26 protein-coding genes and 1 other annotated feature are annotated in these 26,555 nt (G+C 50.8%); of the genes, 7 read left to right on the forward strand and 19 right to left on the reverse strand.

Annotated features, from left to right (window positions below; translation table 11 throughout):
* Positions 1-178: 178 nt before the first annotated feature.
* From rpoB to cysE, 15 genes are all read right to left on the reverse strand, one after another.
* Entirely contained in the window at positions 179-3,724 is a 3,546-nt protein-coding gene (gene rpoB / locus GNP95_RS24090; protein WP_155613361.1) for a DNA-directed RNA polymerase subunit beta, read from the reverse strand.
* Positions 3,725-4,093: 369 nt separating this feature from the next.
* On the reverse strand, positions 4,094-4,690 hold the full coding sequence (locus GNP95_RS24095) for a class I SAM-dependent methyltransferase (RefSeq protein WP_155613362.1): 597 nt from the start codon (positions 4,688-4,690) through the stop codon (positions 4,094-4,096).
* A gap of 195 nt (positions 4,691-4,885) precedes the next feature.
* Complete coding sequence (gene rplL, locus GNP95_RS24100; protein WP_155613363.1) at positions 4,886-5,251, reverse strand: 50S ribosomal protein L7/L12; 366 nt, start codon at positions 5,249-5,251, stop codon at positions 4,886-4,888.
* Positions 5,252-5,320: 69 nt separating this feature from the next.
* Complete coding sequence (rplJ, locus tag GNP95_RS24105; RefSeq protein WP_155613364.1) at positions 5,321-5,830, reverse strand: 50S ribosomal protein L10; 510 nt, start codon at positions 5,828-5,830, stop codon at positions 5,321-5,323.
* A gap of 132 nt (positions 5,831-5,962) precedes the next feature.
* Positions 5,963-6,118, reverse strand: a sequence feature (ribosomal protein L10 leader region).
* Between the two features lie 80 nt (positions 6,119-6,198).
* Positions 6,199-6,891, reverse strand: coding sequence for a 50S ribosomal protein L1 (gene rplA, locus GNP95_RS24110; RefSeq protein WP_155613365.1), 693 nt, complete (start codon positions 6,889-6,891; stop codon positions 6,199-6,201).
* Positions 6,892-7,032: 141 nt separating this feature from the next.
* The gene (gene rplK / locus GNP95_RS24115) at positions 7,033-7,458 is read right to left on the reverse strand and encodes a 50S ribosomal protein L11 (protein WP_110931205.1); all 426 of its coding nucleotides are present in this window, start codon (positions 7,456-7,458) and stop codon (positions 7,033-7,035) included.
* Between the two features lie 67 nt (positions 7,459-7,525).
* Entirely contained in the window at positions 7,526-8,059 is a 534-nt protein-coding gene (gene nusG, locus GNP95_RS24120) for a transcription termination/antitermination protein NusG (RefSeq protein WP_055105058.1), read from the reverse strand.
* A gap of 23 nt (positions 8,060-8,082) precedes the next feature.
* Positions 8,083-8,274: a preprotein translocase subunit SecE gene (secE, locus tag GNP95_RS24125; RefSeq protein ID WP_055105057.1), complete on the reverse strand. Its 192-nt coding sequence runs from the start codon at positions 8,272-8,274 to the stop codon at positions 8,083-8,085.
* A 21-nt stretch (positions 8,275-8,295) separates the two neighbouring features.
* The gene (gene rpmG, locus GNP95_RS24130; protein ID WP_071784256.1) at positions 8,296-8,445 is read right to left on the reverse strand and encodes a 50S ribosomal protein L33; all 150 of its coding nucleotides are present in this window, start codon (positions 8,443-8,445) and stop codon (positions 8,296-8,298) included.
* 397 nt (positions 8,446-8,842) lie between these two features.
* Positions 8,843-9,499 carry an RNA polymerase sporulation sigma factor SigH gene (gene sigH / locus GNP95_RS24135; RefSeq protein WP_373871013.1) on the reverse strand — a complete coding sequence of 219 codons (657 nt, stop codon included), beginning with the start codon at positions 9,497-9,499 and terminating at the stop codon, positions 8,843-8,845.
* A gap of 159 nt (positions 9,500-9,658) precedes the next feature.
* A complete protein-coding gene (locus GNP95_RS24140) occupies positions 9,659-10,180 on the reverse strand; it encodes an NYN domain-containing protein (protein WP_155613366.1) in 522 nt (173 codons plus the stop codon).
* Between the two features lie 5 nt (positions 10,181-10,185).
* Complete coding sequence (gene rlmB, locus GNP95_RS24145) at positions 10,186-10,938, reverse strand: 23S rRNA (guanosine(2251)-2'-O)-methyltransferase RlmB (RefSeq protein ID WP_155613367.1); 753 nt, start codon at positions 10,936-10,938, stop codon at positions 10,186-10,188.
* A 66-nt stretch (positions 10,939-11,004) separates the two neighbouring features.
* The gene (locus GNP95_RS24150) at positions 11,005-11,424 is read right to left on the reverse strand and encodes a Mini-ribonuclease 3 (RefSeq protein WP_155613392.1); all 420 of its coding nucleotides are present in this window, start codon (positions 11,422-11,424) and stop codon (positions 11,005-11,007) included.
* Between the two features lie 167 nt (positions 11,425-11,591).
* On the reverse strand, positions 11,592-12,995 hold the full coding sequence (gene cysS / locus GNP95_RS24155; protein WP_155613368.1) for a cysteine--tRNA ligase: 1,404 nt from the start codon (positions 12,993-12,995) through the stop codon (positions 11,592-11,594).
* Between the two features lie 36 nt (positions 12,996-13,031).
* Complete coding sequence (gene cysE / locus GNP95_RS24160; RefSeq protein ID WP_155613369.1) at positions 13,032-13,694, reverse strand: serine O-acetyltransferase; 663 nt, start codon at positions 13,692-13,694, stop codon at positions 13,032-13,034.
* Positions 13,695-13,941: 247 nt separating this feature from the next.
* On the opposite strand from cysE, the gene GNP95_RS25870 reads away from it, so the two are divergent.
* The gene (locus GNP95_RS25870) at positions 13,942-14,082 is read left to right on the forward strand and encodes a hypothetical protein (protein WP_196427306.1); all 141 of its coding nucleotides are present in this window, start codon (positions 13,942-13,944) and stop codon (positions 14,080-14,082) included.
* Positions 14,083-14,249: 167 nt separating this feature from the next.
* Here GNP95_RS25870 and gltX read toward each other — a convergent pair whose 3' ends face one another.
* From gltX to GNP95_RS24180, 4 genes are all read right to left on the reverse strand, one after another.
* Positions 14,250-15,713 (reverse strand): glutamate--tRNA ligase, encoded by a 1,464-nt coding sequence (gene gltX, locus GNP95_RS24165; RefSeq protein WP_213595321.1) that lies wholly within the window; start codon positions 15,711-15,713, stop codon positions 14,250-14,252.
* Between the two features lie 47 nt (positions 15,714-15,760).
* Positions 15,761-16,249, reverse strand: a complete 489-nt coding sequence (gene ispF / locus GNP95_RS24170; RefSeq protein WP_155613371.1) for a 2-C-methyl-D-erythritol 2,4-cyclodiphosphate synthase — start codon at positions 16,247-16,249, stop codon at positions 15,761-15,763.
* Positions 16,246-16,968, reverse strand: a complete 723-nt coding sequence (ispD, locus tag GNP95_RS24175; protein ID WP_155613372.1) for a 2-C-methyl-D-erythritol 4-phosphate cytidylyltransferase — start codon at positions 16,966-16,968, stop codon at positions 16,246-16,248. The genes ispF and ispD overlap by 4 nt, the downstream gene beginning before the upstream one ends.
* 100 nt (positions 16,969-17,068) lie before the next feature.
* On the reverse strand, positions 17,069-18,157 hold the full coding sequence (locus GNP95_RS24180) for a PIN/TRAM domain-containing protein (RefSeq protein ID WP_155613373.1): 1,089 nt from the start codon (positions 18,155-18,157) through the stop codon (positions 17,069-17,071).
* 215 nt (positions 18,158-18,372) lie between these two features.
* On the opposite strand from GNP95_RS24180, the gene GNP95_RS24185 reads away from it, so the two are divergent.
* The 6 genes from GNP95_RS24185 to GNP95_RS24210 all read left to right on the forward strand — a co-directional run bounded on the left by GNP95_RS24185 (position 18,373) and on the right by GNP95_RS24210 (position 25,795).
* Positions 18,373-20,184: a cache domain-containing sensor histidine kinase gene (locus GNP95_RS24185; protein ID WP_155613374.1), complete on the forward strand. Its 1,812-nt coding sequence runs from the start codon at positions 18,373-18,375 to the stop codon at positions 20,182-20,184.
* Positions 20,185-20,212: 28 nt separating this feature from the next.
* Positions 20,213-21,793 carry a response regulator gene (locus GNP95_RS24190; protein ID WP_155613375.1) on the forward strand — a complete coding sequence of 527 codons (1,581 nt, stop codon included), beginning with the start codon at positions 20,213-20,215 and terminating at the stop codon, positions 21,791-21,793.
* Positions 21,794-21,919: 126 nt separating this feature from the next.
* The gene (locus tag GNP95_RS24195; protein ID WP_155613376.1) at positions 21,920-22,807 is read left to right on the forward strand and encodes a carbohydrate ABC transporter permease; all 888 of its coding nucleotides are present in this window, start codon (positions 21,920-21,922) and stop codon (positions 22,805-22,807) included.
* A gap of 2 nt (positions 22,808-22,809) precedes the next feature.
* On the forward strand, positions 22,810-23,652 hold the full coding sequence (locus GNP95_RS24200) for a carbohydrate ABC transporter permease (protein ID WP_155613377.1): 843 nt from the start codon (positions 22,810-22,812) through the stop codon (positions 23,650-23,652).
* A 78-nt stretch (positions 23,653-23,730) separates the two neighbouring features.
* Positions 23,731-25,101 carry an ABC transporter substrate-binding protein gene (locus GNP95_RS24205; protein ID WP_155613378.1) on the forward strand — a complete coding sequence of 457 codons (1,371 nt, stop codon included), beginning with the start codon at positions 23,731-23,733 and terminating at the stop codon, positions 25,099-25,101.
* A 298-nt stretch (positions 25,102-25,399) separates the two neighbouring features.
* Positions 25,400-25,795, forward strand: coding sequence for a nucleoside triphosphate pyrophosphohydrolase family protein (locus GNP95_RS24210; protein WP_155613379.1), 396 nt, complete (start codon positions 25,400-25,402; stop codon positions 25,793-25,795).
* Positions 25,796-26,555: the final 760 nt, after the last annotated feature.

Raw genomic sequence — 26,555 nt, forward strand, 5'->3', positions numbered from 1 at the left:
ATCCCTCCTTAACCAAGTCCTGATTTTAGCATTATACACAGATCAAAATACACTGAATACGTCCGTCTATTCGATCCATCTGTCTAGGGAAATATCGGCCTCCCAAAGGTAGGCCGATAATCCAGGCAGGCAGCTTCCGCTGCGGTTATCATTATCACATGGCGGCAATCGCCACGTGTTATTCTACGCCGACTTCCGCGCCTTCCAGGTTCAGGCTCAGTTTATCTCCGGTCGCGTCGTCTTCGTCGTCGATTTCCTTCATCTCGATCTCTTCTTCGTTCTCAGTCAGGATCTTGACGTCCATACCCAAGCTTTGAAGCTCTTTAATCAAGACTTTGAACGACTCAGGCACGCCCGGCTCTGGCACATTCTCGCCTTTAACGATCGATTCGTAGGTTTTCACCCGACCGACCACGTCATCGGACTTGACGGTAAGGATTTCCTGGAGCGTGTATGCTGCGCCATAGGCCTCGAGCGCCCACACTTCCATCTCCCCGAACCGCTGTCCGCCGAACTGGGCTTTACCGCCGAGCGGCTGCTGTGTAACCAGCGAGTAAGGACCCGTGGAGCGAGCATGGATTTTATCGTCAACCATGTGCGCCAGCTTAATCATGTGCATGACGCCAACGGTAACTTCACGTTCAAATCTTTCACCGGTTCTTCCGTCATACAGCACGGTTTTACCGTTGCGCTGCATACCGGCTTCTTCCATCGTATCGAACACATCATACTCGTTCGCACCGTCGAAGACCGGTGTGGCCACGTGAATTCCGAGTTGGAGCGCAGCCATCCCAAGGTGAATCTCCAGCACCTGTCCGATGTTCATCCGTGAAGGAACCCCCAGCGGGTTGAGCACGACTTGAACCGGTGTGCCATCTGGCATAAACGGCATATCTTCCTCAGGCAGAATACGGGCTACGACACCTTTGTTACCGTGGCGTCCGGCCATTTTATCCCCCTCGGAAATTTTACGCTTCTGAGCAATGTAGACGCGAACGAGCTGATTAACGCCCGGCGGCAACTCATCGCCATTCTCACGCGTAAACACCTTAACGTCAACAACGATTCCGTCCGTTCCGTGAGGAACACGCAGGGAGGTATCGCGAACTTCGCGTGCCTTCTCGCCAAAGATGGCATGCAGCAAGCGTTCTTCTGCTGTCAGCTCCGTAACACCCTTCGGCGTCACTTTACCAACGAGAATGTCGCCAGCGCTGATTTCCGCACCTACGCGGATAATACCGCGCTCATCCAGGTTGCGAAGCGCCTCTTCCCCTACGTTCGGAATATCGCGGGTAATTTCCTCAGGTCCCAGCTTCGTATCGCGGGCTTCGGACTCATATTCTTCAATGTGAATGGAAGTGTACACATCTTCCTTCACCAGCTTCTCGCTAAGCAGAATCGCATCCTCGTAGTTGTAGCCTTCCCAAGTCATGAAGGCAACGACAACGTTGCGGCCCAATGCCAATTCTCCCATTTCCGTGGACGGTCCGTCAGCCAGAATATCACCTTTCTTGACGACGTCTCCACGCTTAACGATCGGACGCTGGTTAATGCAAGTTCCTTGGTTCGAACGCATAAATTTGTGTAATTTATATTTAACAAGGTCACCGCGTACTTCCTTGCCATCCACAACCTCGACGCGGCGCAGCCAAATTTCGTTCGCTGCGGAACGCTCGATAATTCCATCGTATTTGGACACAATACATACACCGGAATCTTTGGCGGCTTTATGCTCCATACCTGTACCTACGAGAGGTGCTTTAGGAACCAGAAGCGGCACAGCTTGCCGCTGCATGTTCGATCCCATCAGCGCACGGTTGGAGTCATCGTTCTCCAGGAACGGAATTAATGCGGTAGCTACGGATACAACCTGCTTCGGCGATACGTCCATATAGTCGACGCGATCACTCGGCATCGTCAGAATGTTATCCGATTGCTTGTTGTAACGGACAATGACGTTCTCATCCTGGAACGTATTATCCTCATTGAGGATCGCGTTCGCTTGGGCGATAACGTAGTTGTCTTCCTCGTCAGCCGTCAAATAAGCGATTTGATCCGTGACTTTGCCAGTCTTCGGATCAACCCAACGATACGGCGCCTCGATAAAGCCGTACTCGTTAATCCGAGCGAATGTCGAGAGAGAGTTGATCAGACCGATGTTCGGTCCCTCCGGCGTCTCAATCGGACACATCCGGCCATAGTGACTGTGGTGAACGTCCCGAACCTCAAAGCCCGCACGCTCACGAGTCAGACCGCCAGGCCCGAGCGCAGACAGACGGCGTTTATGCGTCAGCTCGGCAAGCGGGTTCGTCTGGTCCATGAACTGGGACAGCTGGGAGCTTCCGAAGAACTCCTTAATGGACGCGATAACCGGACGGATATTGATCAGCGCCTGTGGCGTAATCACGTTCGCATCCTGAATCGACATTCTCTCGCGCACAACGCGTTCCATCCGGGACAAACCGATGCGGAACTGGTTCTGCAGCAGCTCGCCAACAGAACGCAGGCGGCGGTTGCCGAGGTGGTCGATATCATCCGTGTCGCCGATACCGTGCAGCAAATTCAGGAAGTAACTGATCGACGAAATGATGTCGGCCGGCGTAATGTGCTTGACCGATTTGTCGATATTGCGGTTCGCGATAACTTTAACGACCTTGCCATCCTCAATCGGCGAGAAAATATCGACCGTTTGCAGAGGCACGTCGACGGAATCGAGAACGCCGTTAGCTACATGGTAGTTCTTGAAGCCAACGCCCTCTTCCAGATAAGGAAGGATCTCGTCCAATAGACGGCGGTCAACGATTTGACCCGCTTCCGCGATAATTTCTCCGGTATTCGTATCAATCAAGCTCTCAGCGAGACGCTGATTGAACAGCCGGTTCTTGATATGAAGCTTCTTATTGATTTTGTAACGGCCAACATTGGCCAGGTCATAGCGTTTTGGATCAAAGAAGCGGGCCACGAGCAAGCTCTTCGCATTATCAAGCGTCGGCGGCTCGCCCGGACGGAGGCGTTCATAAATTTCGATCAGCGCCTTCTCCGTGGAGTCCGTGTTATCTTTGTCCAGCGTGTTGCGGATATATTCATCATTGCCCAGCAAATCCAGAATCTCGGCATCCGTACCGAAGCCAAGCGCGCGAAGCAGCACGGTAACCGGAATTTTACGAGTACGGTCGATCCGGACATAGATAATGTCCTTCGCGTCCATCTCCAACTCCAGCCATGCGCCGCGGTTCGGAATCACTGTGGCAGTATACGTCTTTTTGCCATTCTTATCGATTTTCGTACTGAAATAGACGCTAGGAGAGCGCACCAACTGGCTGACAATAACCCGTTCCGCACCGTTAATAATAAAGGTGCCGGTTTCCGTCATCAGCGGGAAATCTCCCATAAACACTTCCTGCTCTTTGACTTCGCCGGTTTCTTTGTTAATCAGCCGGACTTTAACCCTAAGCGGAGCCGCATACGTTACGTCGCGTTCCTTCGCATCGTCAACCGTATACTTCGGTTCGCCGAGGCTGTAATCGATAAATTCCAACACCAAATTCCCGGTAAAATCCTGAATTGGCGAAATGTCCTGGAACATCTCCCGGAGACCTTCCTCCAGGAACCAATCGTAGGATTTCTGTTGGATTTCGATCAGGTTCGGAACTTCGAGTACCTCGTTAATTCGTGCATAACTTCGCCGAGTGCGTCGACCATATTGAACAAGATGTCCTGCCAACTTATACTCACCCCTCATGTCTACTCACTTTAAAAAAATACATTGCGAACCCGTGTTTGCACCTATATAATAGGTTCAAGGCGGGTTGCAGCTGCTGCACAAATAAAGAAAAGCCCTTATCGAATGCTTTCGAAAAAAGAGCACCATTATCCGTGTCGTTTCTGCCTAACTATCCCCCGTATTCAGTAGATTTGCCCAAAATGTACACATTATACGTTAAACAAGATGATTTTATTCATTGTTTCGTAAAAACCCTTGACATTTCAGCAAACTAAAGTCACAAGGGGCATCCTAATACTGACATTTTATAATAATATCACAACCAGGTTCTCAGGTCAACCTTTTTCTGCTCTGTTTTCAGAGCCGTTTTTATTTTACCGCTCGATAAACTCTGTACCCCTTGTCCTTCGTCACTTCCTCAACCTGTGCGAATAACGACTCCAGCTTCTGTTTTGCCGACGGCGCCCCTTGCTTCTTTTGTATCACGATCCATAGTGCTCCGCCCTCTCGCAGCCGTTCATAGGCTCCCTCAAAAATGGCATGAACGACTTCCTTGCCAGCGCGAATAGGCGGGTTCGTCAATATCACATCAAATTGTTGCTCACCTAACGCCGCGAATAGATCACTTTCCACGATCGTTACGTTGGCAATTTTATTGTTCGCCGCATTTTCTTTGGCAAGCTCGACCGCTCTCTGGTTGACATCAATCATAGTGACATGGCCGCGGCCCGCAAGTCTAGCTGCCGTAAGCCCGATCGGGCCATAACCGCACCCGACATCAAGCACCTGCGCAGCTTCCGGAATATCCATCGCTTCGATGAGCACTCTGCTCCCGTAATCTACTCCGCCTTTTGCAAAAACCCCCGCATCGCTAATGAAGCGGAATTTCTGTCCGCGCAATTGAGCGTCCCATATTTTCCGGTCATGCGCCGTAGAAGGTTGATTCGTATAATAGTGATCTGCCATCTGGCATACCTCCACCCGATATGTCTTACAGCGAAATCTGATATCATTGAATACATCTTGTCATTCCATTTTAACCAAGAATCAGCTGTTTATTGCCATTTTCCAACAAACAGGATTCACGATACTGCTCATTGCACTTGCAAACAAACCCCCTTGAACTCGGTTCAAGGGGGTTGTCATCAAAGAGGCGTAGAATTATTTTACTTCTACAGTTGCGCCTGCTTCTTCCAATTTTGCTTTTACAGCTTCTGCTTCTTCTTTGCCCACTTTTTCTTTCAGTGGTTTTGGAGCGTTGTCAACGAGTTCTTTCGCTTCTTTCAGGCCAAGACCTGTGATTTCGCGAACAACTTTGATAACGTTGATTTTGGATGCACCAGCGTTAGCCAGGATTACATCGAACTCGGATTGCTCAGCAGCTTCAGCAGCACCGCCGCCACCGCCAGCTACAACAACAGGAGCTGCTGCAGTAACGCCGAATTCTTCTTCGATTGCTTTAACCAGATCGTTCAGTTCAAGAACGGACATGCCTTTAATTGCTTCTAAAATTGTTTCTTTGCTCATGGTAGAACCTCCATTTTATAGTTGATAAGAGTTAAATTCATTTATTAACTGACTGCATGAAAAGCAAGCTTACGCGCTTGCGCCGCCTTCTTCTTTCTCTGCAACGGCTTTGACTGCCAGTGCGAAGTTGCGAACTGGAGCTTGAAGCACGCTGAGGAGCATCGAAAGGAGACCTTCGCGGGAAGGAAGATCCGCGAGCGCTTTGATTTGGTCGACGCCGACTACACGGCCTTCAACCACGCCACCTTTTACTTTAAGCGCATCGTTCTTCTTTGCGAAATCGCTGATGATTTTAGCCGGAGCTACCGCATCGTCAGCACTGAACGCGATTGCTGTAGGACCAGTCAATACTTCGTCCAGTTCAGTAAGTTCCGCAGCCGCAGTTGCGCGGCGAACGAGCGTGTTTTTCAATACTTGGAATTCTACGCCAGCTTCACGAAGCTGTTTACGCAGTTCCGTTACTTGAGTAACGTTCAGTCCACGGTAGTCAGCAACAACAGTTGTTGCGCTCTCGCGAAGCTTAGCTGTTACCACATCAACGGCTTCCTGCTTTGCTTGAATCACTTTTGCGTTTGCCAAACTGTACACCTCCTGATAGATATGCTGGGCACAAGCCGAGGTACAAACCTCGGTTGACGTCCCTTTCCGTAGCGGTTCAAAACCTCGCTCTAGAAAGACTTTTAAAGAACCTGACAGCCCGCAAGCCGATCCCAGTCCATTAAAAAAGCCTCCGTAGAATCACGAAGGCCTGATGAATCATCATTCCGCAGTTAACCTGCAGCATGCTGACGTTCTATCACAACACCTCGGTAGGAAATTAAGCCTTGCAAGGGCACCTACTGTCTACGGTAAGCATATTCGAATTTAGTTACTTTTCAAAACAACTCGTTCAGTATACCAAGGGAAAGAACATATGTCAAACCCTTCCCCACGAACCGCGGGAGGTATTATCTGAATGCAGCTGCATTAACGCGAGCACTTGGTCCCATCGTGGAAGAAACCGCGATGTTCTTCAAGTAAACACCTTTGGCAGCAGCAGGTTTAGCACGGTTCAATGCATCGATGAGAGCTTTCAGGTTCTCGTCAAGCTGCTCGGCACTGAAAGATACTTTGCCGATCGGCGCATGAATTTGGCCTGCTTTGTCCAAACGGTATTCGATTTTACCCGCTTTGATTTCTTGAACCGCTTTAGCTACGTCAAATGTAACCGTACCAGCTTTAGGGTTAGGCATAAGGCCTTTACCACCGAGCAAGCGTCCAAGTTTACCAACTTCACTCATCATGTCTGGTGTCGCTACGCAGACGTCGAAGTCGAACCAGCCTTGTTGAATTTTGTTGATCATGTCTTGATCGCCAACAAAGTCCGCTCCAGCCGCTTCCGCTTCCTTCGCTTTCTCACCTTTGGCGAATACCAATACGCGCTGCGTCTTACCCGTGCCGTGAGGCAGGACAACGATACCGCGAACGGCTTGGTCTTGTTTACGAGGGTCTACGCCCAAACGAACCGCTACTTCAACGGTTTCGTCGAATTTAGCACTTGCTGCCTTCTTCACCAACTCAACGGCTTCGGAAGGCTCATAAGTTGCTTCGCTGTCGATCAGCTTGGCAGCTTCAAGGTATTTCTTACCGTGTTTAGCCATGAAAATATTCCTCCTTGTGTGGTGTTAGCGGAAATTCCTCCCACTGATCTCTAAATTACATAGTTACCCTAAAGGCTAACATGCAATTTAGAGGCAACTTCTGTTGCAATGGCAACATCCGTTGTTCGGCCGCTCCAAGAATTAGTCTTGGATCGCGATACCCATACTGCGAGCAGTACCTTCGACCATACGCATAGCCGCTTCAACGGAAGCTGCGTTCAGGTCTTGCATTTTTTGCTCCGCAATTTGACGAACAGCGTCGCGTTTAACGGTAGCTACTTTCTTCTTGTTCGGTTCACCGGATCCCTTCTCAACTTTCGCAGCAACGCGAAGCAGAACGGCAGCTGGTGGAGTCTTGGTGATGAAAGTGAAAGAACGGTCTTCAAACACCGAGATTTCAACCGGAATAATCAAACCTGCTTGATCGGCAGTACGTGCGTTAAACTCTTTACAGAATGCCATGATGTTGACACCTGCTTGACCCAGCGCCGGACCTACCGGAGGTGCAGGATTCGCTTTACCTGCAGGAATTTGCAGTTTTACCATTTTGATAACCTTTTTTGCCATGTAAGACACCTCCTTGCCCTAATAGTGGTCGACGGGAATTTCTCCCCTCCCACGTAACCTAAGAAACCTATATTTTTTCCACTTGAGTGTAATCCAGTTCAAGCGGGGTTTCTCGTCCAAACATGTTGACGTGAACCTTGAGCTTGCTCTTGTCGACGAGAATTTCTTCGATCGATCCGACAAAATTAGCAAACGGGCCAACCTTGATACGTACGGATTCTTTGACTTCGAAATCGATGACCGGCTTCGGTTCTTCCATGCCCATATGACGCAAAATCTGATCTACTTCTTCAGGAAGCAGAGGAGTCGGCTTGGAACCGGAGCCTGTCGAGCCAACGAATCCCGTAACCCCTGGCGTGTTGCGGACAACGTACCAAGAATCATCGGTCTGGATCATTTCCACCAAGACATAACCGGGGTAAACTTTACGCATGACGGTCTTCTTCTTCCCGTCTTTGTTTACCACTTCTTCCTCCATCGGAACAAGAACGCGGAATATCTTGTCTTCCATGCCCATCGACTCAACGCGTTTCTCCAAATTGGCTTTGACCTTGTTCTCATACCCGGAATAGGTATGTACTACATACCATCTTTTCTCCATATCAAGCCACCTAAGGACCCTTCTTAAATTATCGCTTCGATCACAGCGGAGATGCCGATATCAAGTACCCAAAAATAAATCGCGACTACTACAATTGTACCGAGCACAATCATCGTATAATTGGTCAGCTCTTTACGATTAGGCCAGCGAACCTTTTTAAGCTCAGCCCAGCTTTCAGAGAAAAAAGAGAACAACGATTTGAAACTTCGTTTCATACGCGACTACACCTCCACAGACTATCTGGTTTCGCGATGAGGAACTTGCTCGTTACAAAACTTGCAAAATTTCTTCATCTCCATGCGGTCGGGGTGGTTACGCTTGTTCTTCGTTGTTGTGTAGTTTCTTTGTTTGCAATTCGTACAAGCCAACGTAATAATTACCCGCATGATGTGCACCTCCCGAAGACCTTCATCAAATTTGAGAAGTCTCTTAATTGAGCCCAAACATCCAAAAAACGCAAATTTAGGCCTACCTAAAACACTTTATCATAAGGCCATATCCATGTCAACGAGGCTTCGAGCTTCTCTTTATTCGATTACAAACAGTATAACACATCATTTTACAAGATAAACCCTTGTCTGAACTTATCCTACTAAATGCTCTGCCTATCGTTCGAATCCTGACGGCTTCCAAATTGTAATAAATTACATAATATTATAGAATTAATAATTAACCTAATAAAGATTTCATCAACTCTAAAGGCTAAAGAAAAACGACTATAGTCATAGTCGTCTTTGCGCTGGCTATTCTGTTCAAGCGGGCCATGCAACCGGCACAGCCGCCTTACACCGCTCCATCACGAACCTCTAAATATCGTTCCAATTTGCGTTTGACCCGCTGCAGAGCATTGTCGATCGACTTGACATGCCGATCTAAATCCACTGCAATTTCTTGGTACGAGCGTCCATCCAGATACAGCATCAACACTTTGCGTTCCAAGTCACTAAGAATTTCCGACATTTTATCTTCCAAACCAACGAACTCTTCCTGGTTAATGATCAATTCTTCCGGATCACATACCTGGGAACCACAAATGACATCCAACAATGTCCGATCCGAATCTTCATCATAAATCGGCTTGTCCAAAGATACATACGAATTTAGCGGAATATGCTTCTGCCGCGTTGCCGTCTTGATCGCTGTAATGATTTGCCGAGTTATGCATAACTCGGCGAACGCCTTGAACGAGGCAAGCTTATCACCACGAAAGTCCCGGATCGCCTTATATAGGCCGATCATCCCTTCCTGGATAATATCCTCCCGGTCTGCGCCAATCAGAAAATAGGATCTGGCCTTTGCACGCACGAAGCTCCGGTACTTGTTGATCAAGTACTCCAGCGCTTCACTGTCGCCTTCGCGGACCGCTTCGACAATGTCTTCGTCACTTTGGATCTCATAGTCAAACCTAACCCACGTCGTCTCGAGATTGACACTCACCACAAATCCCTCCGGCTGCAACGCACGGTGCCCCGTCACTTCAGTCAAGTAATACGATCAGTATATATGATGGCATATATTAGCGTCAACTATAAAAGTACCAAAAGATGTAAGGTCGAACTTTGTCAAGAGTATTTGGAAGGATAACGAATGAATGCCCCTTCATTCCCTGCGCCAACGTTCAAACATCATCCGTACTTCTGGGCTAAGCTTGGCATCAATACTATTTCGACTCGATTTGGAGCTGCGTTCGGCAATTTTCGATTGAATCTCTCTCTCACTCTCTTCGACTTGGTTCAGCAATTCCCGCGCTGAGACCCGAAGTGCTCCTTGTCCAAATATAACATGCTGCTCTACAGTATCGCTTGTGGCGACGTAGATTTGCCTGCGCCGATGCGACAGCTCGCGGACCAGGCGCTCTATGCACTCATCTGCCGTTTCTTTCTCTTTCGTAAAATGAACCTCTACCTTGCTCTGATTAAAAGACTTTCCCAGACCGGGTACGCGATAGGCATCAAATACCACGATCACTTTCCTTCCGGAGAAGGCTTGATGATTGGCCAGCCTCTCTAACAGACGGTCGCGGGCCTCTTGCATTCCCACCTTGGACAGTGCGGCAAGCTCGGGCCATCCGCCAATCATGTTGTAGCCATCTACCAGAAGGATGTCGCGCATTTCGCGCATGCCGCTTAACCTATGGCGCGGCGTCTGCGCAGCGCTTCGTACATAATAACGCCCGCCGCGACCGAAGCGTTCAGGGAGTTAAGTCTTCCCGCCATGGGCAGCTTAAGCAGGACGTCGCATTTCTCGCGAACGAGCCGCCCCATACCCTTGTTCTCATTGCCAATGACGATAGCAACAGCGCCGGAGAGTACCTGGCCTGCGGCATACATGTCCTCTTTGGCATCCACATCCGTGCCGGCAATCCATACTCCCGCTTCCTTCAACTGCTCCATCGTCTGGGCTAAATTGGTCACCCGGGCTACCGGAACGTATTCCACTGCGCCAGCCGACGTCTTCGACACCGTTGCCGTAATGGATGCAGAGCGGCGTTTGGGGATGATCACCCCATGCACGCCGGTGCATTCCGCCGTACGCAAAATCGATCCTAAGTTGTGAGGGTCTTCGATTTCATCCAAGATCAGCAGAAAAGGAGGCTCTCCGCGCTGCTCCGCCCTCTGCAGAAGATCTTCCACTTCCACATAGGCATAAGGGGCAACCTGTGCGACAACCCCCTGGTGCTGAAGGCCAGGCGCCATTTGATCGAGTTTGCGCTTGTCGACAAACTGCACGATAATTCCATGTTGTTTGGCCTCAGCAATAATCGGCTGGGTCAAATGCTTCTGGGCGCCTTCGGCTACCCAAACTTTATTGATCGTCCGTCCGGCGCGCATCGCTTCCAGCAGCGAATGCTTCCCGCCGATCCATTCTTGATCGTCCATACGACATCCTCCCGGGGATTTCGAGCAATTTCGCTTCTTTTCCCTTGTTGTAATTTAATATGATCTTTAACCGTCAGCCCGTTCCAGCAGTTCGAAGCCCTGTAAAATCAGTCCCCGGAGACGATCATGCGCCCCGGTATAGTAGAGGTACCCGACCAAGCTTTCAAAGGCAGTCGCATGGCGGTAGTCGAGCACGTCCGCATTTTTGGGAACCGTGCCGGACTTCGCATTCCGTCCTTGCCTCACCACGTCCTGCTCCTGCTCTGTGAGCTGGGGCTCAATAAGCGCGAGCAGCCTGGCCTGGGCCTTGGCGGAGACGAACTTCGTCGACTCGCGGTGCAGGTGATGCGGGCGCAGGTTCGGCCGGGCTATGACGTGCTGGCGTACGGCGACCTCGTATACGGCGTCTCCGATGTAGGCCAGCGCCAAGGGCGGCAGCAGCCTGGCTGGCTTGGACGGCGGCTCGGGGAACCAGAGGGCGGCCATAGCTTCGCCCGAAGCCTCCGGCCCTCCACGTTCCCCCTTCCTCTCATGGGCTCCCTCGCAAGTCCCATCAGCAGCCCCTTTGCCAGCCGCTTCCCGATCCTCGGCAAGCCCCTCTCTCAACGCCTCGCCGCTCACCGTACCATTCCCTTCCTCGTACTGATGCCCGCTCATTTCCGCCGCCATCTCATGCCCTGCGGCGTATCCTCGAGAATGATGCCTTTGGCGTCGAGCAGGTCGCGGATTTCGTCAGCCCGGGCCCAGTTCTTCGCTTTGCGCGCCTCAGCCCGCTCGGCGATCAGCGCCTCCACGTCGCCATCCAGCAATTCCGCCGCTTCCTCCTTGGCGATGCGCAGCACGCCGTTCATCTCGGCGAACAGCTTCTGCGCCGCTTCCAGATCGGCCCGGCTGACAATCGGACGCTGCAGCAGGGAATTCACTTCGTTCACCCATTCGAATACTGCAGTGATGGCATCCGGCGTATTGAAGTCGTCCTGCATCTTCGTATGGAACAGAGTCCCAATTTCGCGCAGCTTCGCTTCCCAATCCGGTGTAACTTCATCCGTGCCCGCCGCAGCTGTCTGCAGCCGGTGACGCAAATTACTTACGGTATTGGCGATGCGCTCCACGCTCCGCTCGGCCTGCTCCATAATCTTCTCGGAGAAGTTGAGCGGATTGCGGTAATGTGTCGATAACATGAAATAGCGGATGGCCTCACATTTGTATTCGGCCCGCAGGTCCTTGACGAGCACGCCGTTGCCGAGCGATTTCGACATTTTCTCGCCATCGATATTAATATAACCATTATGCATCCAATAATTTGCAAGCGGCTTGCCAGTTGCCGCTTCCGATTGGGCAATTTCGCATTCGTGATGCGGGAATTGCAAATCCTGGCCGCCGCCGTGAATATCAAGCGTATCGCCAAGCAGCTCGCGAGACATCGCGGAGCATTCGATATGCCAGCCCGGTCTGCCTTCGCCCCATGGGCTAGGCCAATGGATTTCTCCCGGCTTCGCCGCCTTCCAGAGCACGAAATCCTCGGGATTCTCCTTGCGTTCATCGACGTCAATCCGGATGCCGAACTGCAGTTCCGAAAGATTCTGACCGGACAGCTTGCCGTAATCCGGAAATTTCTTCGTCCGGAAGAAGACGTCCCCGCCGCTGGCGTAGGCATACCCTTTGCTCTCCAGATCCTTGATGAAATCAATGATGGTCTCCATGCTGTCCGTTACGCGAGGATTAGCAGTCGCCCGGGGAATGTTCAATCCGTCCAGATCCTCGTAATACGCCTTAATGAACATTTCCGCTACTTCAGGCACCGTCGTGTTCATTTCTTCAGCTTTGCGGATCAGCTTGTCGTCGACATCAGTAAAATTGACAACATAGTTGACCTCATATTTCTGATTCTCCAGATAACTTCTTACCACATCAAAAAAGATCATCGGACGCGCATTCCCGATATGGATATACCCGTAGACGGTCGGACCGCACACATAAATGTTCGCCTTGCCCGGCTCCCGGCTTACAAAGGTTTCCTTCGTGCGAGTCAATGTATTGTATATTTGCAGTGCCATACTCACGTTCCTTTCGCAAGCTGTTGTTGGTATGATTTACTCTGATGTCACATGCTCCTGGCGGCGCAGCTGCCCCTTCAGATCGGCAATCTCGGACTGCAGTTCTTCGATCTGGCTCTGCAGCGCCTTCATCGAGTCGACGACCGGATCCGGAAGCTGATGGCTAAGCCGGTCGAGCGGCTTCCCGCGAAGACGCACCACTTTGCCGGGAATCCCGACCACCGTGCTCTCGGGCGGCACTTCCTTCAGAACGACAGAATTGGCCCCGATATTCGATTGGTCTCCAATTTTAAAGGAGCCAAGAATTTTGGCACCCGATCCGATGACAACGTTATTGCCGATGGTCGGGTGGCGTTTGCCCTTTTCCTTGCCGCTGCCGCCAAGAGTAACTCCTTGATAGATAACCACGTCATCCCCAATTTCGCAAGTTTCCCCAATGACGACGCCCATGCCATGGTCAATGAACAGCCGATTGCCGATCCGTGCTCCCGGATGAATCTCGATTCCCGTAAAGAAGCGGCTGGTCTGCGAAATGATCCGGGCGATCGTGAACCACCGACGGCGATAGAAAGCATGCGCCAGCCGATGGCTCCATATGGCATGCAGCCCGGAGTAGGTGAAGATGATCTCGAACCAGCTTCTCGCGGCCGGGTCATTATCGAAAACGGCTTGAATATCGGATCTCATCCTTTTAAACATCATGCTTCCCTCTTTTCTCTTCCGGTCTCTCGCCTTGCTCTTAGCCTTGCTGAGAAGGTCAAGCCTCCCTTGCTTATCTCTCTAGTGTTTGCTGTCTGCAATAAATATTGCCTTCAAAAAAAAAAAGCGTCTCTGCAGCCTTAGCTGCAGAGACGCTTAACGCGCGGTTCCACTCTGCTTCGGACGTAAGGCCGGACTCCCGCTGCCTGCCCGCAGGCAGAACGGTCTTCAGGTTCCTCCATCCCTCTTGGCGTCCTTAACGGGGACGATGCGGCAAAATTTACCTGCGCCAGGCGCTGCGCATGCGGTTAATGACCGTCATGCCAAGCCAAAAGCGCGCTCAACTCCGCTGCTCCCGGGTGCATTTCCGAAGCATGTATTGAGATAACTTCCACCCCGGTGCCGCTTGTCGGCTCCTCGGTTATCCTCTCTGGGCAATACAATGGGCTGTCGTACTTCTCCCGATCTATGCATTTACAAGATATAGGGGTAATTCAATTCATCTGTCTATATATTACCCGAAAGGCTCTAAAAATGACAACATTTGATTTGTCGCTAAGCCCCGCGGATTTGCGCCTTCAGCCGGTCGATCGTCCGGTCTTGGCCAAGCAAATAAATCGTCTGGTTCAAATCGCGGCCGTGTGTCTGGCCGGTCAGGGCTACGCGAATCGGCATGAACAGATTTTTGCCTTTGTGCCCGGTCTCTTTCTGCACCTCTTTGATCAGTGCAGCGATGTTCTCGGCCGTGTAATCGGCGAGCGCTTCAACCTTCGCGAGGAATGCGCTCAGGACTTCCGGCACCTGCTCTCCAGACAGAACGGCTGCTGCCTCCGCATCCAGCTCCAAATGCGTACGGAAGAACAGATCCGACAGCTCGACGATATCCGACGCCGCGGTCATCTGCTCCTGATACAGGGCAACCAGCGCCTGGGCCCATGCCTCCTGCTCCGGCGTCAGCTCGGCAGGCAGGCGCGAAGCCTTCTGCAAATGCGGAATCGCAAGCTTAGCAATACGCTCAGGCTCGGCGTTCTTAATGTAGTGGTTGTTCAAGTGGGCCAGCTTGTTCGTATCGAACACTGCAGGGCTGCGGGACAGCCGCTTCGCATCGAAGATCGAGATCAGCTCTTCCTTCGAGAAGATCTCTTCTTCGCCTTCCGGCGACCAGCCAAGCAGCGTAATGAAGTTGAACATCGCTTCCGGCAAATATCCCAGATCATCATACTGCTCGATAAACTGGATGACCGATTCGTCGCGTTTGCTCAGCTTCTTGTGGTTCTCGCCGACGATCAGCGTCATATGTCCGAACACTGGCGGCTCCCAGCCGAACGCCTCATAAATCATTAACTGGCGCGGCGTATTGGATACGTGGTCCTCGCCGCGAAGCACGTGTGTAATGTTCATCAGGTGATCATCGAGCACGACCGCGAAGTTGTAGGTCGGAATGCCATCCTTCTTCACGATGACGAAATCGCCGCTCGTCTCGGATTGGAACGTGATCTCGCCTTTGACCAGATCGTGGAACGTATACGTGCGTCCTTCCGGCACGCGGAAGCGGATGCTCGCCTGCCGTCCCTCGGCTTCGTAAGCGGCGCACTGCTCCGGCGTCAAATCCCGGTGCTTGCCGGAATAGCGCGGCGTCTCTCCGCGGGCCATCTGCTCCTCGCGCTCCTGCTCCAGCTCCTCTTCCGTGCAATAGCAGCGGTAAGCCAGCCCTTTATCGAGAAGCTCCTCCCAATATTTGCGGTAAATATCCAGCCGCTCGGTCTGCCGGTACGGACCGTAGTCCCCGCCGACATCGACACTCTCATCCCAATCGATGCCAAGCCACTTCAAATAAGTCAGCTGGTTCTCTTCCCCGCCGGCGACGTTGCGCTTCACGTCGGTATCTTCGATCCGGATGATCATTTTGCCTCCGTGATGTCTCGCAAACAGATAGTTAAACAGCGCGGTTCTCGCATTGCCGATATGTAAATGCCCCGTAGGACTAGGAGCATAACGCACGCGAACCTCCGTCATAATGAATCCCCTCCTGGAATAAATAACGAATCAAATCTTCAAAAATTATTTTAAGATGATAGCATATCTTTCGTCAGGCACACAACACACAAAGCGGTGATGCCTTCCCCCCGCCCGTTGAAGCCAAGCTGCTCCGTCGTGCTGGCCTTTACATTCACAAGCTCCGGCTCCGCCTGCAGTACGCCAGCGATAACCTCGACCATTTGCGGGATGTACGGAGCCATCTTCGGACGTTGGGCAATGATCGTCGCGTCCAGATTTCCAAGGCGATAGCCGCGTTCCACAGCCATGGCCCACACCCGCTCCAGAAGCTTCAGGCTGTCCGCATCCTTATAAGCTGGATCCGTATCGGGAAAATGCCTGCCGATATCGCCTAGACCGAGTGCCCCGAGCACCGCATCCGTGATCGCGTGCAGCAGCACATCCGCATCGGAATGCCCCAGCAGCCCTTTTTCGAAAGGAATCGTTACCCCGCCGATAATGCAAGGCCTGTCTTCCACTAGTTGATGTACGTCAAATCCTTGTCCAATTCTAATCATGCGTTACCTCTCCCTTTAGCTTCCTTCTGCGATTGCACGAACTCGGCGTAGTCCAAATCATCCGGCGTAGTAATTTTAATGTTGCCGTACGCCCCTTCCACTACCCGAACCGGTATTCCCATCCGCTCCACGAGCATCGAATCGTCGGTGCCCACGAAGCCCTCCTTAGCGGCCTCCTCATGGGCCCGCATGAGATCCGATCGGCGAAAAGCCTGGGGCGTCTGAATGGCCCAGAGGCTGCGCCGGTCCGGCGTCGCGGTCACCCAGCCCTGCTCATCCACCTGTTTAACCGTATCCTTCACCGGCACGGCCAACACGGCCGCCTGATGCTTAACGGCCGCTTCATAACAGGCGGTTACCTGCTCTTCCGTGACAAAAGGGCGGACGCCATCATGCACCAGTACCCAAACTGAGCTCAATTGAAGCAGCCCTTGGTATACGGAGTGCTGACGCTCGGCGCCGCCCGGAATAACTTTAATTGGAGTTATGATGCCATACTCGTCGATCCACGCCCGGACCCGCTCAACATCCTGCTCACCCGTCACCAGGACGATCTCGGTGATCAGGGGATGGCGGTCAAACACCTCTAACGTGTGAACGACGATTGGCTTGTCCTGCAGCATGAGGTACTGCTTGCTTTCCTTCGTACCCATGCGTGTACCGCGCCCGGCCGCCACAATAATCGCTCCGGCTCCGGGGCTGTTCGCTTGTGCCACCATGCTTCCCTGCCTCATCCGTTGGAATTGCGCAGGCTTCTGGTCTGGCCATCCCGCTTAAGGAAACCGCCAGAACTGCGCAGATACTCCCATCATACCGTTTTTACTGGGCTTTTTCCAACAGTTTTGGTTTGGCAAAAATCATCCGGCCCGCCGAAGTTTGCAGTACGCTGGTGACAAGCACCTCTGTAATGGTTCCGATATAATCCCGGCCTCCTTCAACGACGATCATGGTGCCGTCATCCAGATAGGCCACCCCTTGACCATGCTCCTTACCGTCTTTGATAACCTGCACCATAATCTCTTCACCCGGCAATACGACCGGCTTCACGGCATTCGCCAAATCGTTGATATTGAGGACGGAGACCCCCTGCAGCTCGCACACCTTATTCAGGTTGAAATCATTTGTGACGACCTTCCCCTGCAGCACCTTAGCCAGCTTGACCAGCTTGCTGTCCACTTCGGAGATTTCCTCGAAATCCCCCTCGTAGATCATGACCTTGACGTCCAGCTCTTTCTGGATTTTATTCAAAATATCCAGCCCGCGCCGTCCGCGGTTGCGCTTGAGCAAGTCCGATGAGTCGGCGATATGCTGCAGCTCCTCCAGCACGAACTCAGGAATGACGATCGTTCCTTCGATAAATCCTGTCTTGCAAATATCAGCGATCCGCCCATCGATAATGACGCTGGTGTCAAGAATTTTATGCTCCTCCAGCCTGCGTTCTTCGCCCTGCTCTGTGGCTCCCCATTTGCCAGACTTCCAGAAGGAGGATAGCTCTTCCTTCTTCGCCAGCCCCACGGTCAGCCCCATGTAACCGAACAGCGCCGATATCGCGAATTGCGCGAAGCTCTCCATAGATCCCAGCAAGGACAATACAGGGTAGACCATTAAAGATAGTAGTAGTCCTGCAGTCAATCCGGCCGCGCCGGCCATCATTTCATTCATCGGTATTTCCGTAATCGCTTCGATCCACCGCCTAATTCGTGCAGATGCGATATCCGCAACAAGGGAGAACATGAATGCGCACAAGACTGCTCCTGCAGCTGCAAGCAGCAGATGCGACATCAGAGGACTCATCCCGCCAAGCCATGCGCGCAGCGGCCCCGGAAACAGGCCCGTTAGCCCTTCCATGGTATAACCGAGCCACGCCCCGCACAAAGCGGACAGAATCATGAACCATCTTTTGACCATGTCTCTCTTCACCTCCAAAATTTAGTATGTTCTTTAACCAGTATGATCCAATTTTTAGCGGCGTAATCTTCGTTGGATAAAAATTTCCAGACGAGCTTCTCTGGTTATTTCTGCTTCCATATTCCATATCAGCATGCTATTCTTTCATATAAATCTGAACAATCGGCTCTCAGGATGCCGCCACAAATGACTGCTGCACGAAAGGAAGGGGACAGATGAGATTCCCGCGATTCCGCTCTTTACGAACGACTATACTGTGGCTGTTTGTGCCAACGATATCCGCATTTATCCTGTTATCGGGGCTCATCTCCTACCAATTGGCCGCGGAGCAGCTAAAGGAAAATGCCTATACGAGTATCAGCAATACGGTGTCTCAGACCAGCCATTTTATTAATGACCGATTAACGGCGCTGTTTACAGAGCTCAATATTTTATCCCAGGACTATGATTTGAACATGCTGATCAAAAAGCTTCAGAACCCGGATTACACGCTGACCCCGGAGGATCACGTCATCATTAATTCGAAGCTGAACAAAATTTATTCGGACTATTACTCCATCGTCGATACGATTTACGTCTCTCTCAACAACGGACAAACGATTTTTCAGAAAAAATACGACTATTACACCACCTACGATTACGACTATATTCCTTTCAGCGATTATGACCCCAACTCGGTAATCGTGCAGTGGAAAGGTTTTCAGCAAATAGATGCAAATGCGGCTTCAGATGCAGATTCAGGCCAATATGCGGATGCCGATCGGACAAATGAACAGGTCACGTTCATCAGTATGTATAAATTCATCGACAGTCACCGGATGCATCCGGACGGGTTCATTCTGTTTGAGCTCAAGGAGCAGTTCTTTACCGATTTTCTCGCCAGCCCGCAAATTGTTGAAAGCGGTTACTTGATGCTGATCAGCCCGGATAGCGATATTTATTTCAAGCCCGTGGACAACCGCTATTCCCTCCAGCCCGATGTCATTAACAAAATTCAGCTGTCCGCAGCCCCCTCCGGAACGGAAGAGTTCAAAAGCGCAGACGGCGTTAATTTAGTCGTTCTCTACGACACGATAGAAATTAATAAATGGCGCATCGCCGCTGTTTTTCCCAGAAATGAGCTGCTGCTGAAAATCGAATCCATCAAATACGTCACCCTTGTATCCATGGGCATCATGATCATTTGCGCCATGATCTTCTCGATAATCTTGGCGAGACTGCTTACCCAGCCGCTCATTAAGCTGACGTGCATCGTCAATAAAATCGGGAACGGCAGTTTAAAGCTTCATTTCGACAAAGAACTTCCGAATGAGATTGGCGTGCTCAGCCGCGGAATTCAAAACTTGATCCTGCGGATCGAAGACTTGCTCGTCCAGGTGGAGAACAAACAGATTCAGGTCAAGAACGCAGAGTTCAAGGTACTGCAAGCACAAATCCAGCCCCACTTCCTGTATAACACCCTGTATTCCATCCGGCAGCTGTGTGATATGGGATTAGCCAATGATGCAAGCAAAATGGTACAGGCGATGTCCAACTATTACCGGATCAGCATCAGCCGGGGAATCGAGATCATTACGATTCAGGAAGAGCTAGAGCACATTGAAAATTATTTGTACATTCAGCACATGCGGTACGGGGATGACTTCGATTATGAAATCGATGTGGATCCTGCATTATATCCTTATAAAATTCTTAAGCTGACGCTCCAGCCTCTGCTGGAGAATGCCCTTTATCATGGGGTTAAGCAGCACCGCAAAAAAGGGAAAATTCGCGTGACCGGCGCTCTTCACCGTGGGCAAATCCAATTCCAGGTGATCGATAATGGTGTCGGCATGTCCGCCGAACGTCTCGCGGAAATCAGCCAATGCCTCGAAAATCCGGAATCAGAGCATTCCCAGGTCGGGTACGGCGTGCGAAATGTCCAAATGCGGCTGCGCATGCAGTACGGCCCTCATTGCGGATTATCTTATGCAAGCGAGCCGAATCAGGGGACCTGCGTTACGGTCATAATCTATCAGCAGGAATAATTTACGGAACGTAGAAGGAGTGTGCGCCATGTTAAAGCTGATCATTATTGATGATGACGGGTTGATCCGCAGAGGACTCAGCCATACGATTCGCTGGGAGGAATTGAACATTGAACTAGCAGGTACGGCTGCAGACGGCGAGCGGGGGCTTGAATTGATCGAAAAGACGGAGCCGCATATCATCATCGCCGATATACGCATGCCCATTATGGACGGGCTGGCGCTGACTGGCATTGTGAAGTCCAGATATCCTGAAATGAAAATCATATTAATGACGGGATACGATGAGCTGGAATTTGCCAAAGAAGCGTTAAAGATGAAAGTGTTCGACTACTTATTAAAACCGGTCGATAACCAGAACCTGCTGGATGCTGTTCAGCGGGCCGCCGCCGAATGGCATCATGACCATCAATTGAAGCTGAAGCTGCTGGAGGGAATCCCTTTGCTGAAGCATAGGTTTTTCGAGCGCTTGATTAGAGGCAAGCTATCGGAGGAAGAACTGAGCATCCAGGCCCGCATGCTCGATTTGAATTTCGATTACGATTTCTACATGACGGTTATTCTCAAGGCCGACGATTATGCAGCCGATCATTCCTCTCACCGGTTCGGCAGAGAGATGCTGAAGTACTGCATCGAGAACGTAGCCCATGAAATCATAACGCGGGAGCAGGCCGGGTTCGTATTCGAGTCCATCGATGATGAAATCATTGTGCTGTTTGCTTGGAAAGGGCCGGATGAGCATCTGCAGTCCCGAGCCTTCGACCTTACCGAAGAAATACGGGCCAGTGTTGAGCAGTACCTAAAAACGACCGTAACGGCCGGCATGGGCTTTCTATACGGACAGCTTGCTAGTGTAACCAAATCCTATTCGGACGCCAAATCCGCTCTGGAAATTCGCCATATCATCGGCAAAAACCAAGTGATCTCCATTCAGGATACAGGACTGCCCCTCTCCCCCCAATCCGTGGATATTCTGGATCTGGAAAAGACTCTGACGCTCAAGGTCAAGCTGGGGCTGGAGAAGGACGCAGAGCAGGTTCTGGAGCAGATCGAAGCTAAGCTGCTAAGCACACGTTCCATTACGCTGCAGCAGGTGAAGCTAAAAGCGCTGGAAACGGCCGTTCTCATTTACGCTGATGCCGATTTGCGCGAGCTCGTTCACGAGGATGATTTCAACCGGCTAACCGAGCTGATACATCGGAAGCAAACGGTCAGAGAGGTTTTCGCGGAAATCCGGCAGATGGCCTCTCTCTTGGCGAACGCCATGAATGCCAGCAGAGAAAGCCAGCAGAAGGAAATCGTCAAGCAGGCGATGGATTTTATTGAGCAAAACTATATGCGGGAACGCCTTTCTTTGCAGGACGTGGCCGATGAGGTGCATATCAGCCCAACTTATTTGAGCTATATTTTCAAAAAAGAGCAAAATATCAACTTTAGCGACTATCTTCTGGAAACACGCATGAAAGTAGCCATGGAGCTGCTGCGCATGAAGGACTTGAAGTCCTACGAAGTCGCCGAGCTGGTCGGCTACAGCAATGCCCAATATTTCAGCACCTGCTTCAAAAAATACACCGGCTGCTCACCCTCAGCCTTTAAAGGCGAATCTTAAAATATGAAACACTCGTCATAAGATATTGCATTCCTGAGCCCATCTGCGAATTTTATAATAAATTTGTGCCAATCCGATAGCCCTTCGGACCGCAAATTTGTTCAAAAGGAGATGGTGATCGCTTTCATGAATGCCCTGAACAACAAGAAATGGTGGCCATACCTGTTTATCGCACCTTCGGTCATCCTATTGGTCGGATTTCTTTTTTACCCGATTGCTAACGTGTTTATACTCAGCCTGCAGGATTACAATCCAACAAAACCTTATGCCAACGGCTTTACCGGGTTCGATAATTTCACGCAAATCTTCACAGGAGACAAAATCTTCTACTCTACCTTAGTGATCTCTTTAAAATGGGTGCTGTCCGAGGTCGTTCTGCAATTGCTTCTGGGCCTGATCCTTGCGCTGTTGCTAAATCAGACCTTCCGGTTCCGCGGGCTGGCCCGGGCAGCGGCCTTCCTCCCCTGGGCAATCTCGGGAGTCATCACGGCAACGATGTGGTCCATTATGTTTAATGAGCATTTTGGCGTAATCAATGATCTGCTGAAACGGATCGGCTTCATCTCGCAGAACATGGCCTGGACCGCCAATCCGAGTACTGCATTTGGCTCCATCGTAACGGCCGAGCTGTGGCGGGGCATCCCTTTCTTCGCCATTACGCTGCTGGCCGCCATGCAGAACATTCCAGGCGAGCTGTACGAATCCTGTAAAGTGGACGGCGGCGGCAGATGGCGCTCATTCTTTAGCATTACGCTGCCGTTTTTAAAAGACACCATCATCCTCACCACGCTGCTTAGAGCAGTTTGGGAATTCAACAACGTCGATCTGATCTTTACGATGACTGGCGGCGGACCGGCCAACATGACAATGACCTTGCCGATGTATATCGCCAATCAGGCGATTAAATCGAATAATTACGGTTACGGCTCAGCGCTTACCGTGATCGGCGTGATACTCCTGACGATATTCGCGGCGCTGTACCTTAAATTCAGCGGCTTTGGGAAGGAGGAGTAGGAATGAATCATAAGCTGGAGAAATACTGCAGCCTTTTCTTTTATCGCTATCTGCCTCTCACTCTTCTGCTCCTGTTCATTATGGTCCCGTTCTATTGGACGCTGAATACGTCGCTGAAGCTTGAAGGGGATATCACAAAAATGCCGATTGAATATTGGCCTGCTCCCGCCACCTTCGACAACTTCATCATGTCGTGGAACAATGTCGGCTTCTCGCTATTTTTTCGGAACAGCATGTTCATCGCTTTATCTACCGTGTTGATCGTGCTTGTCCTTTCCATCCTGGCCGGATACGCCATTTCCCGCTTCAGCTTCAAGGGGAAAAACGCATTTATGCTCCTGCTGCTCTGTACGCAATTCGTACCCGGCGCCATGCTGCTGATTCCGCTGTTTATGCAGTTTAAGGCGATGCAGCTGACAGGAACACATCTTGGTTTGATTATCACGTATTCTGCGTTCCAGCTCCCCTTCAATGCCATACTGATGAGCGGATTCATTCGCGGCATCCCGGAAGCGCTGGAGGAGGCCGCCGAGGTCGATGGTTGCAACCGCTTACAAGCGATATTCCATGTCATTCTCCCTATTTTGATACCTGGTCTTGTGGCCACCTCGGTCTTTACCTTTATAGGAGCATGGAATGAGTTCTTATTCGCGCTGATGTTCATCACCAAGAAATCATTATTCACCCTGCCTGTCGGGCTCAGCTATATGCAAGGGGAGTTCGATATCAACTACGGCGCTCTCGCCGCAGGCAGTGTCATTGCCCTCGTGCCTGTCGTCATCCTGTTCTCCTACGTACAGAAATACCTGGTGCAAGGACTCGGCGCAGGGGCAGTTAAAGGTTAAGGAATTTGAGGTTTCAGGTCTATTAGGCTTTAGCTAGACCATATGAAGTTATTCGAGCGATTATAGGGGGTATCTCACATGATGCACATGAGACAATATACAGGCGCAATACTGGCTATCGTTCTAATTCTTGCTTTAGCTCTAACCGGCTGCGGTTCCAATAAGACAGAGAGCCAAGGAGGGAGTAATAGCGGGAATAGCGGTAACCATAGCGACAACAGTCCCGGCAAACCAGTGACGATTACATTTTGGGATGAAAACTCCGGTCCGCAGCGTACCCCGCATTACGAGGAGTTGATCAAACGCTTTGAGGCGGCCCATCCGAATATTAAGGTCGAATACGTAGGCTTGCCCGCTTCAAGCGCCAAGCAGAAGTACGATGTCGCCATTGCTTCTGATGATATGCCGGATATCGGCGGGATCAACCAGTTCTGGATTTCCGACTTCGTAGCCAAAGGGGTTCTGCTGGACCTGGAGGATTACTTCAGCAGCTGGAGCGAGAAGGACAAAATCGCAGCCTCCGCGATCGACGGCAGCCGCAGCTCCGCACCGGACGGGAAGCTGTATCAAATTCCGAATACCAGCAACTACAGCACCTTATGGTATCGCGCTGATTGGTTCGAGGATGCGGGTATAGGCGTGCCGCAAACCTTTGATGAATTTTTTGCTACGGCGGATGCATTGACAGATTCTGCAAAAGACCGTTACGGGTTTACGATACGCGGCGGCTCGGGCAGCTCCAAGCAGCTGACAGAGATTTTATACGCCTATTCTGGAATTACCGACTATTTCGATCAGGACGGCAAAGCAACGGTCAATGATCCTGCCCATGTAGAATTTCTGAATCAGTATGTGCAGCTCTATGGAACAAACACGCCAACCAGTGACGTAACCAATGGTTACAAGGAAATGGTCGCGGTTTTCGATACGGGAATCGCCGCCATGCTTCAGCATAATTTAGGCTCCTATGGGGAACATACCAAGGCATTCGGGGCGAATGCCGCAGAATTCAAGGCTTCTCCATTGCCGAAATCGCAGCAGGGCTATCGGGTCGTTACCGGAGGCGACAATGTAGGCCTGGCGATCTTCAAATCTTCCAAACATAAAGATGCCGCCTGGAAATTCCTGACCTTCCTGGCCAGTGAAGAAAGTCAGAACTACTGGAATCAAAATATCGGCCAAATGCCGACTCATATCGACTCCTTAAACAGTGATTGGGTTAAAAGCAGCCAGCACATTCTGGCCTTGTCCGAGGCCATTGCCGATCCGGCGACCAAGGTGCTGATCCCGCCGATTTACTTGCCGGATTATTCCTCCATCCAGCTCAACGTACTGGAGCCCGGCTTCCAATCCGTACTCTTGGGAAAAGTGAGTCCCCAGGACTTCCTGGATGAATGGGCACAGGCGATGGAAGCTGCTTTAGCGGAATACCAGAATAGCTTCGAATAATTCATAGGAAGCACGGACACTTTTCTAAATCTTGTATTTGTCGATGCTCGACATGATGCCTGGCATAAGGGCCAACGATACGGCCACTCTTATGCCAGGCTGTTTTGTATTTGTGATGAGAGACCCGGATACGCGTCAGATATTTGATGATCGATTACGAAGACAAACTACAAAATTCGAGTTTTTTTCTGATGAAAAAATGGGACAATCCCCATCATTACGGCAATTCCAGCTTGATATGAGGGGAAATTGTGGCATATAATGAACTCAATTCATAATATTTGAGGTGGATGGAAAAATGAGCGCTCAAAGCCTGCAATCTTTTCAAGAACAAGTTTCTGATTTGTTACTCCGTCACCGCAGTTTGCTAGATGTCCTGTCCAAATTGGGACAAACCAATGCGTCCGTCGTCCGCTCCGTCACTAAATCGGTGACTGAATGCGGTTGCATCGAGCTTCACGCCACAAAACAGCAATTCGAACCCGGCATGGATCTGCAGCATGCCAAGGAAACGATCCGCAAGCATGTTCAAGGAGAACTTTGCGAGAACTGCCGGGATGCCGTTACCAATGAGCTGGGACGTAACCTTTTTTATATGTCTGCTCTCTGTAACTTGCTGGAGATCGACATGGATGAAGTCGTCCGACGGGAATCGCAGAAGTGTGCCACTTTAGGATTGTTTAACTTATCATAGATGTATTTTTTGCACCCACCCCCACCCCTCCCTGCCAAGGGAGGGCCCAAGGGCTGTGCCTCTGAACTCACCATATGGACATAGCGTGAGGGATACCGAGGAACTCCTTTGCGTTGGATGCGCTTAGGCTCTACCTAGGCACGCTTTTTTCCCCATTCAGGTACGTCATGTTTAGGAACGCTTCTACTCCCCGGAACCACTGCTGCATATCCCTTCCTCGTTCGCTTCACCCGGAAAGCTGCCTGCCATGTTCTGCTTGTCCCCTTGCGAGTACGCTCTACTACTATAGCAATCCTTCTTAACAGGAATACCGCTCAGGAACCTAAAGGGTACTTACATGAACCTACAGGGGCCTACAGGTACTTATATGAACCTATAAGAGGCTACAAACCTATAAGAGACTACAGGAGCTCACAGGAGCCAACTTAGTACCGCTATGTACCAGGCACCTTCTCCCTTACGAGATGCAATATAGGACATGAAAGATCTTCGCCATCTTGCCAGCCAACCAATACTTGCTGCTGATCGCACTTAGCAGACTACAATGCCCGGCCTTGAACATACAAGCTCCCCGTGACAAGGGACACCCTTAACGAGAGTGAGACGCGGTCACGAAATTAGGATGTAAATAACAAACCAGAACGTGATCATGAGTCCAGAGACGCGCATATGTGACCAAAACGTGTGTAACGAATCTTACGATCGCTATTTGTCCAAAAATCACCTCAGCCAAGATGTAACGAATCCTGGCAACGTTATT

Origin of the sequence: Paenibacillus woosongensis, from assembly GCF_009725165.1 — a bacterium.
Lineage (GTDB): Bacteria > Bacillota > Bacilli > Paenibacillales > Paenibacillaceae > Fontibacillus > Fontibacillus woosongensis.

Bases quoted from the DNA above. Each gene is read 5' to 3' on its own strand.
- GNP95_RS24095 (WP_155613362.1), bottom strand. From the start codon at position 4,690: ATGGCAGATCACTATTATACGAATCAACCTTCTACGGCGCATGACCGG.
- rplL (WP_155613363.1), bottom strand. From the start codon at position 5,251: ATGAGCAAAGAAACAATTTTAGAAGCAATTAAAGGCATGTCCGTTCTT.
- rplA (WP_155613365.1), bottom strand. From the start codon at position 6,891: ATGGCTAAACACGGTAAGAAATACCTTGAAGCTGCCAAGCTGATCGAC.
- rplK (WP_110931205.1), bottom strand. From the start codon at position 7,458: ATGGCAAAAAAGGTTATCAAAATGGTAAAACTGCAAATTCCTGCAGGT.
- nusG (WP_055105058.1), bottom strand. From the start codon at position 8,059: ATGGAGAAAAGATGGTATGTAGTACATACCTATTCCGGGTATGAGAAC.
- secE (WP_055105057.1), bottom strand. From the start codon at position 8,274: ATGAAACGAAGTTTCAAATCGTTGTTCTCTTTTTTCTCTGAAAGCTGG.
- rpmG (WP_071784256.1), bottom strand. From the start codon at position 8,445: ATGCGGGTAATTATTACGTTGGCTTGTACGAATTGCAAACAAAGAAAC.
- GNP95_RS24140 (WP_155613366.1), bottom strand. From the start codon at position 10,180: ATGCGCGAAATGCGCGACATCCTTCTGGTAGATGGCTACAACATGATT.
- rlmB (WP_155613367.1), bottom strand. From the start codon at position 10,938: ATGGACGATCAAGAATGGATCGGCGGGAAGCATTCGCTGCTGGAAGCG.
- GNP95_RS24150 (WP_155613392.1), bottom strand. From the start codon at position 11,424: ATGGCCGCCCTCTGGTTCCCCGAGCCGCCGTCCAAGCCAGCCAGGCTG.
- cysS (WP_155613368.1), bottom strand. From the start codon at position 12,995: ATGGCACTGCAAATATACAATACATTGACTCGCACGAAGGAAACCTTT.
- cysE (WP_155613369.1), bottom strand. From the start codon at position 13,694: ATGTTTAAAAGGATGAGATCCGATATTCAAGCCGTTTTCGATAATGAC.
- ispF (WP_155613371.1), bottom strand. From the start codon at position 16,249: ATGATTAGAATTGGACAAGGATTTGACGTACATCAACTAGTGGAAGAC.
- ispD (WP_155613372.1), bottom strand. From the start codon at position 16,968: ATGGTGGCACAAGCGAACAGCCCCGGAGCCGGAGCGATTATTGTGGCG.
- GNP95_RS24180 (WP_155613373.1), bottom strand. From the start codon at position 18,157: ATGGTCAAAAGATGGTTCATGATTCTGTCCGCTTTGTGCGGGGCGTGG.
- GNP95_RS24185 (WP_155613374.1), top strand. From the start codon at position 18,373: ATGAGATTCCCGCGATTCCGCTCTTTACGAACGACTATACTGTGGCTG.
- GNP95_RS24190 (WP_155613375.1), top strand. From the start codon at position 20,213: ATGTTAAAGCTGATCATTATTGATGATGACGGGTTGATCCGCAGAGGA.
- GNP95_RS24195 (WP_155613376.1), top strand. From the start codon at position 21,920: ATGAATGCCCTGAACAACAAGAAATGGTGGCCATACCTGTTTATCGCA.
- GNP95_RS24200 (WP_155613377.1), top strand. From the start codon at position 22,810: ATGAATCATAAGCTGGAGAAATACTGCAGCCTTTTCTTTTATCGCTAT.
- GNP95_RS24205 (WP_155613378.1), top strand. From the start codon at position 23,731: ATGATGCACATGAGACAATATACAGGCGCAATACTGGCTATCGTTCTA.
- GNP95_RS24210 (WP_155613379.1), top strand. From the start codon at position 25,400: ATGAGCGCTCAAAGCCTGCAATCTTTTCAAGAACAAGTTTCTGATTTG.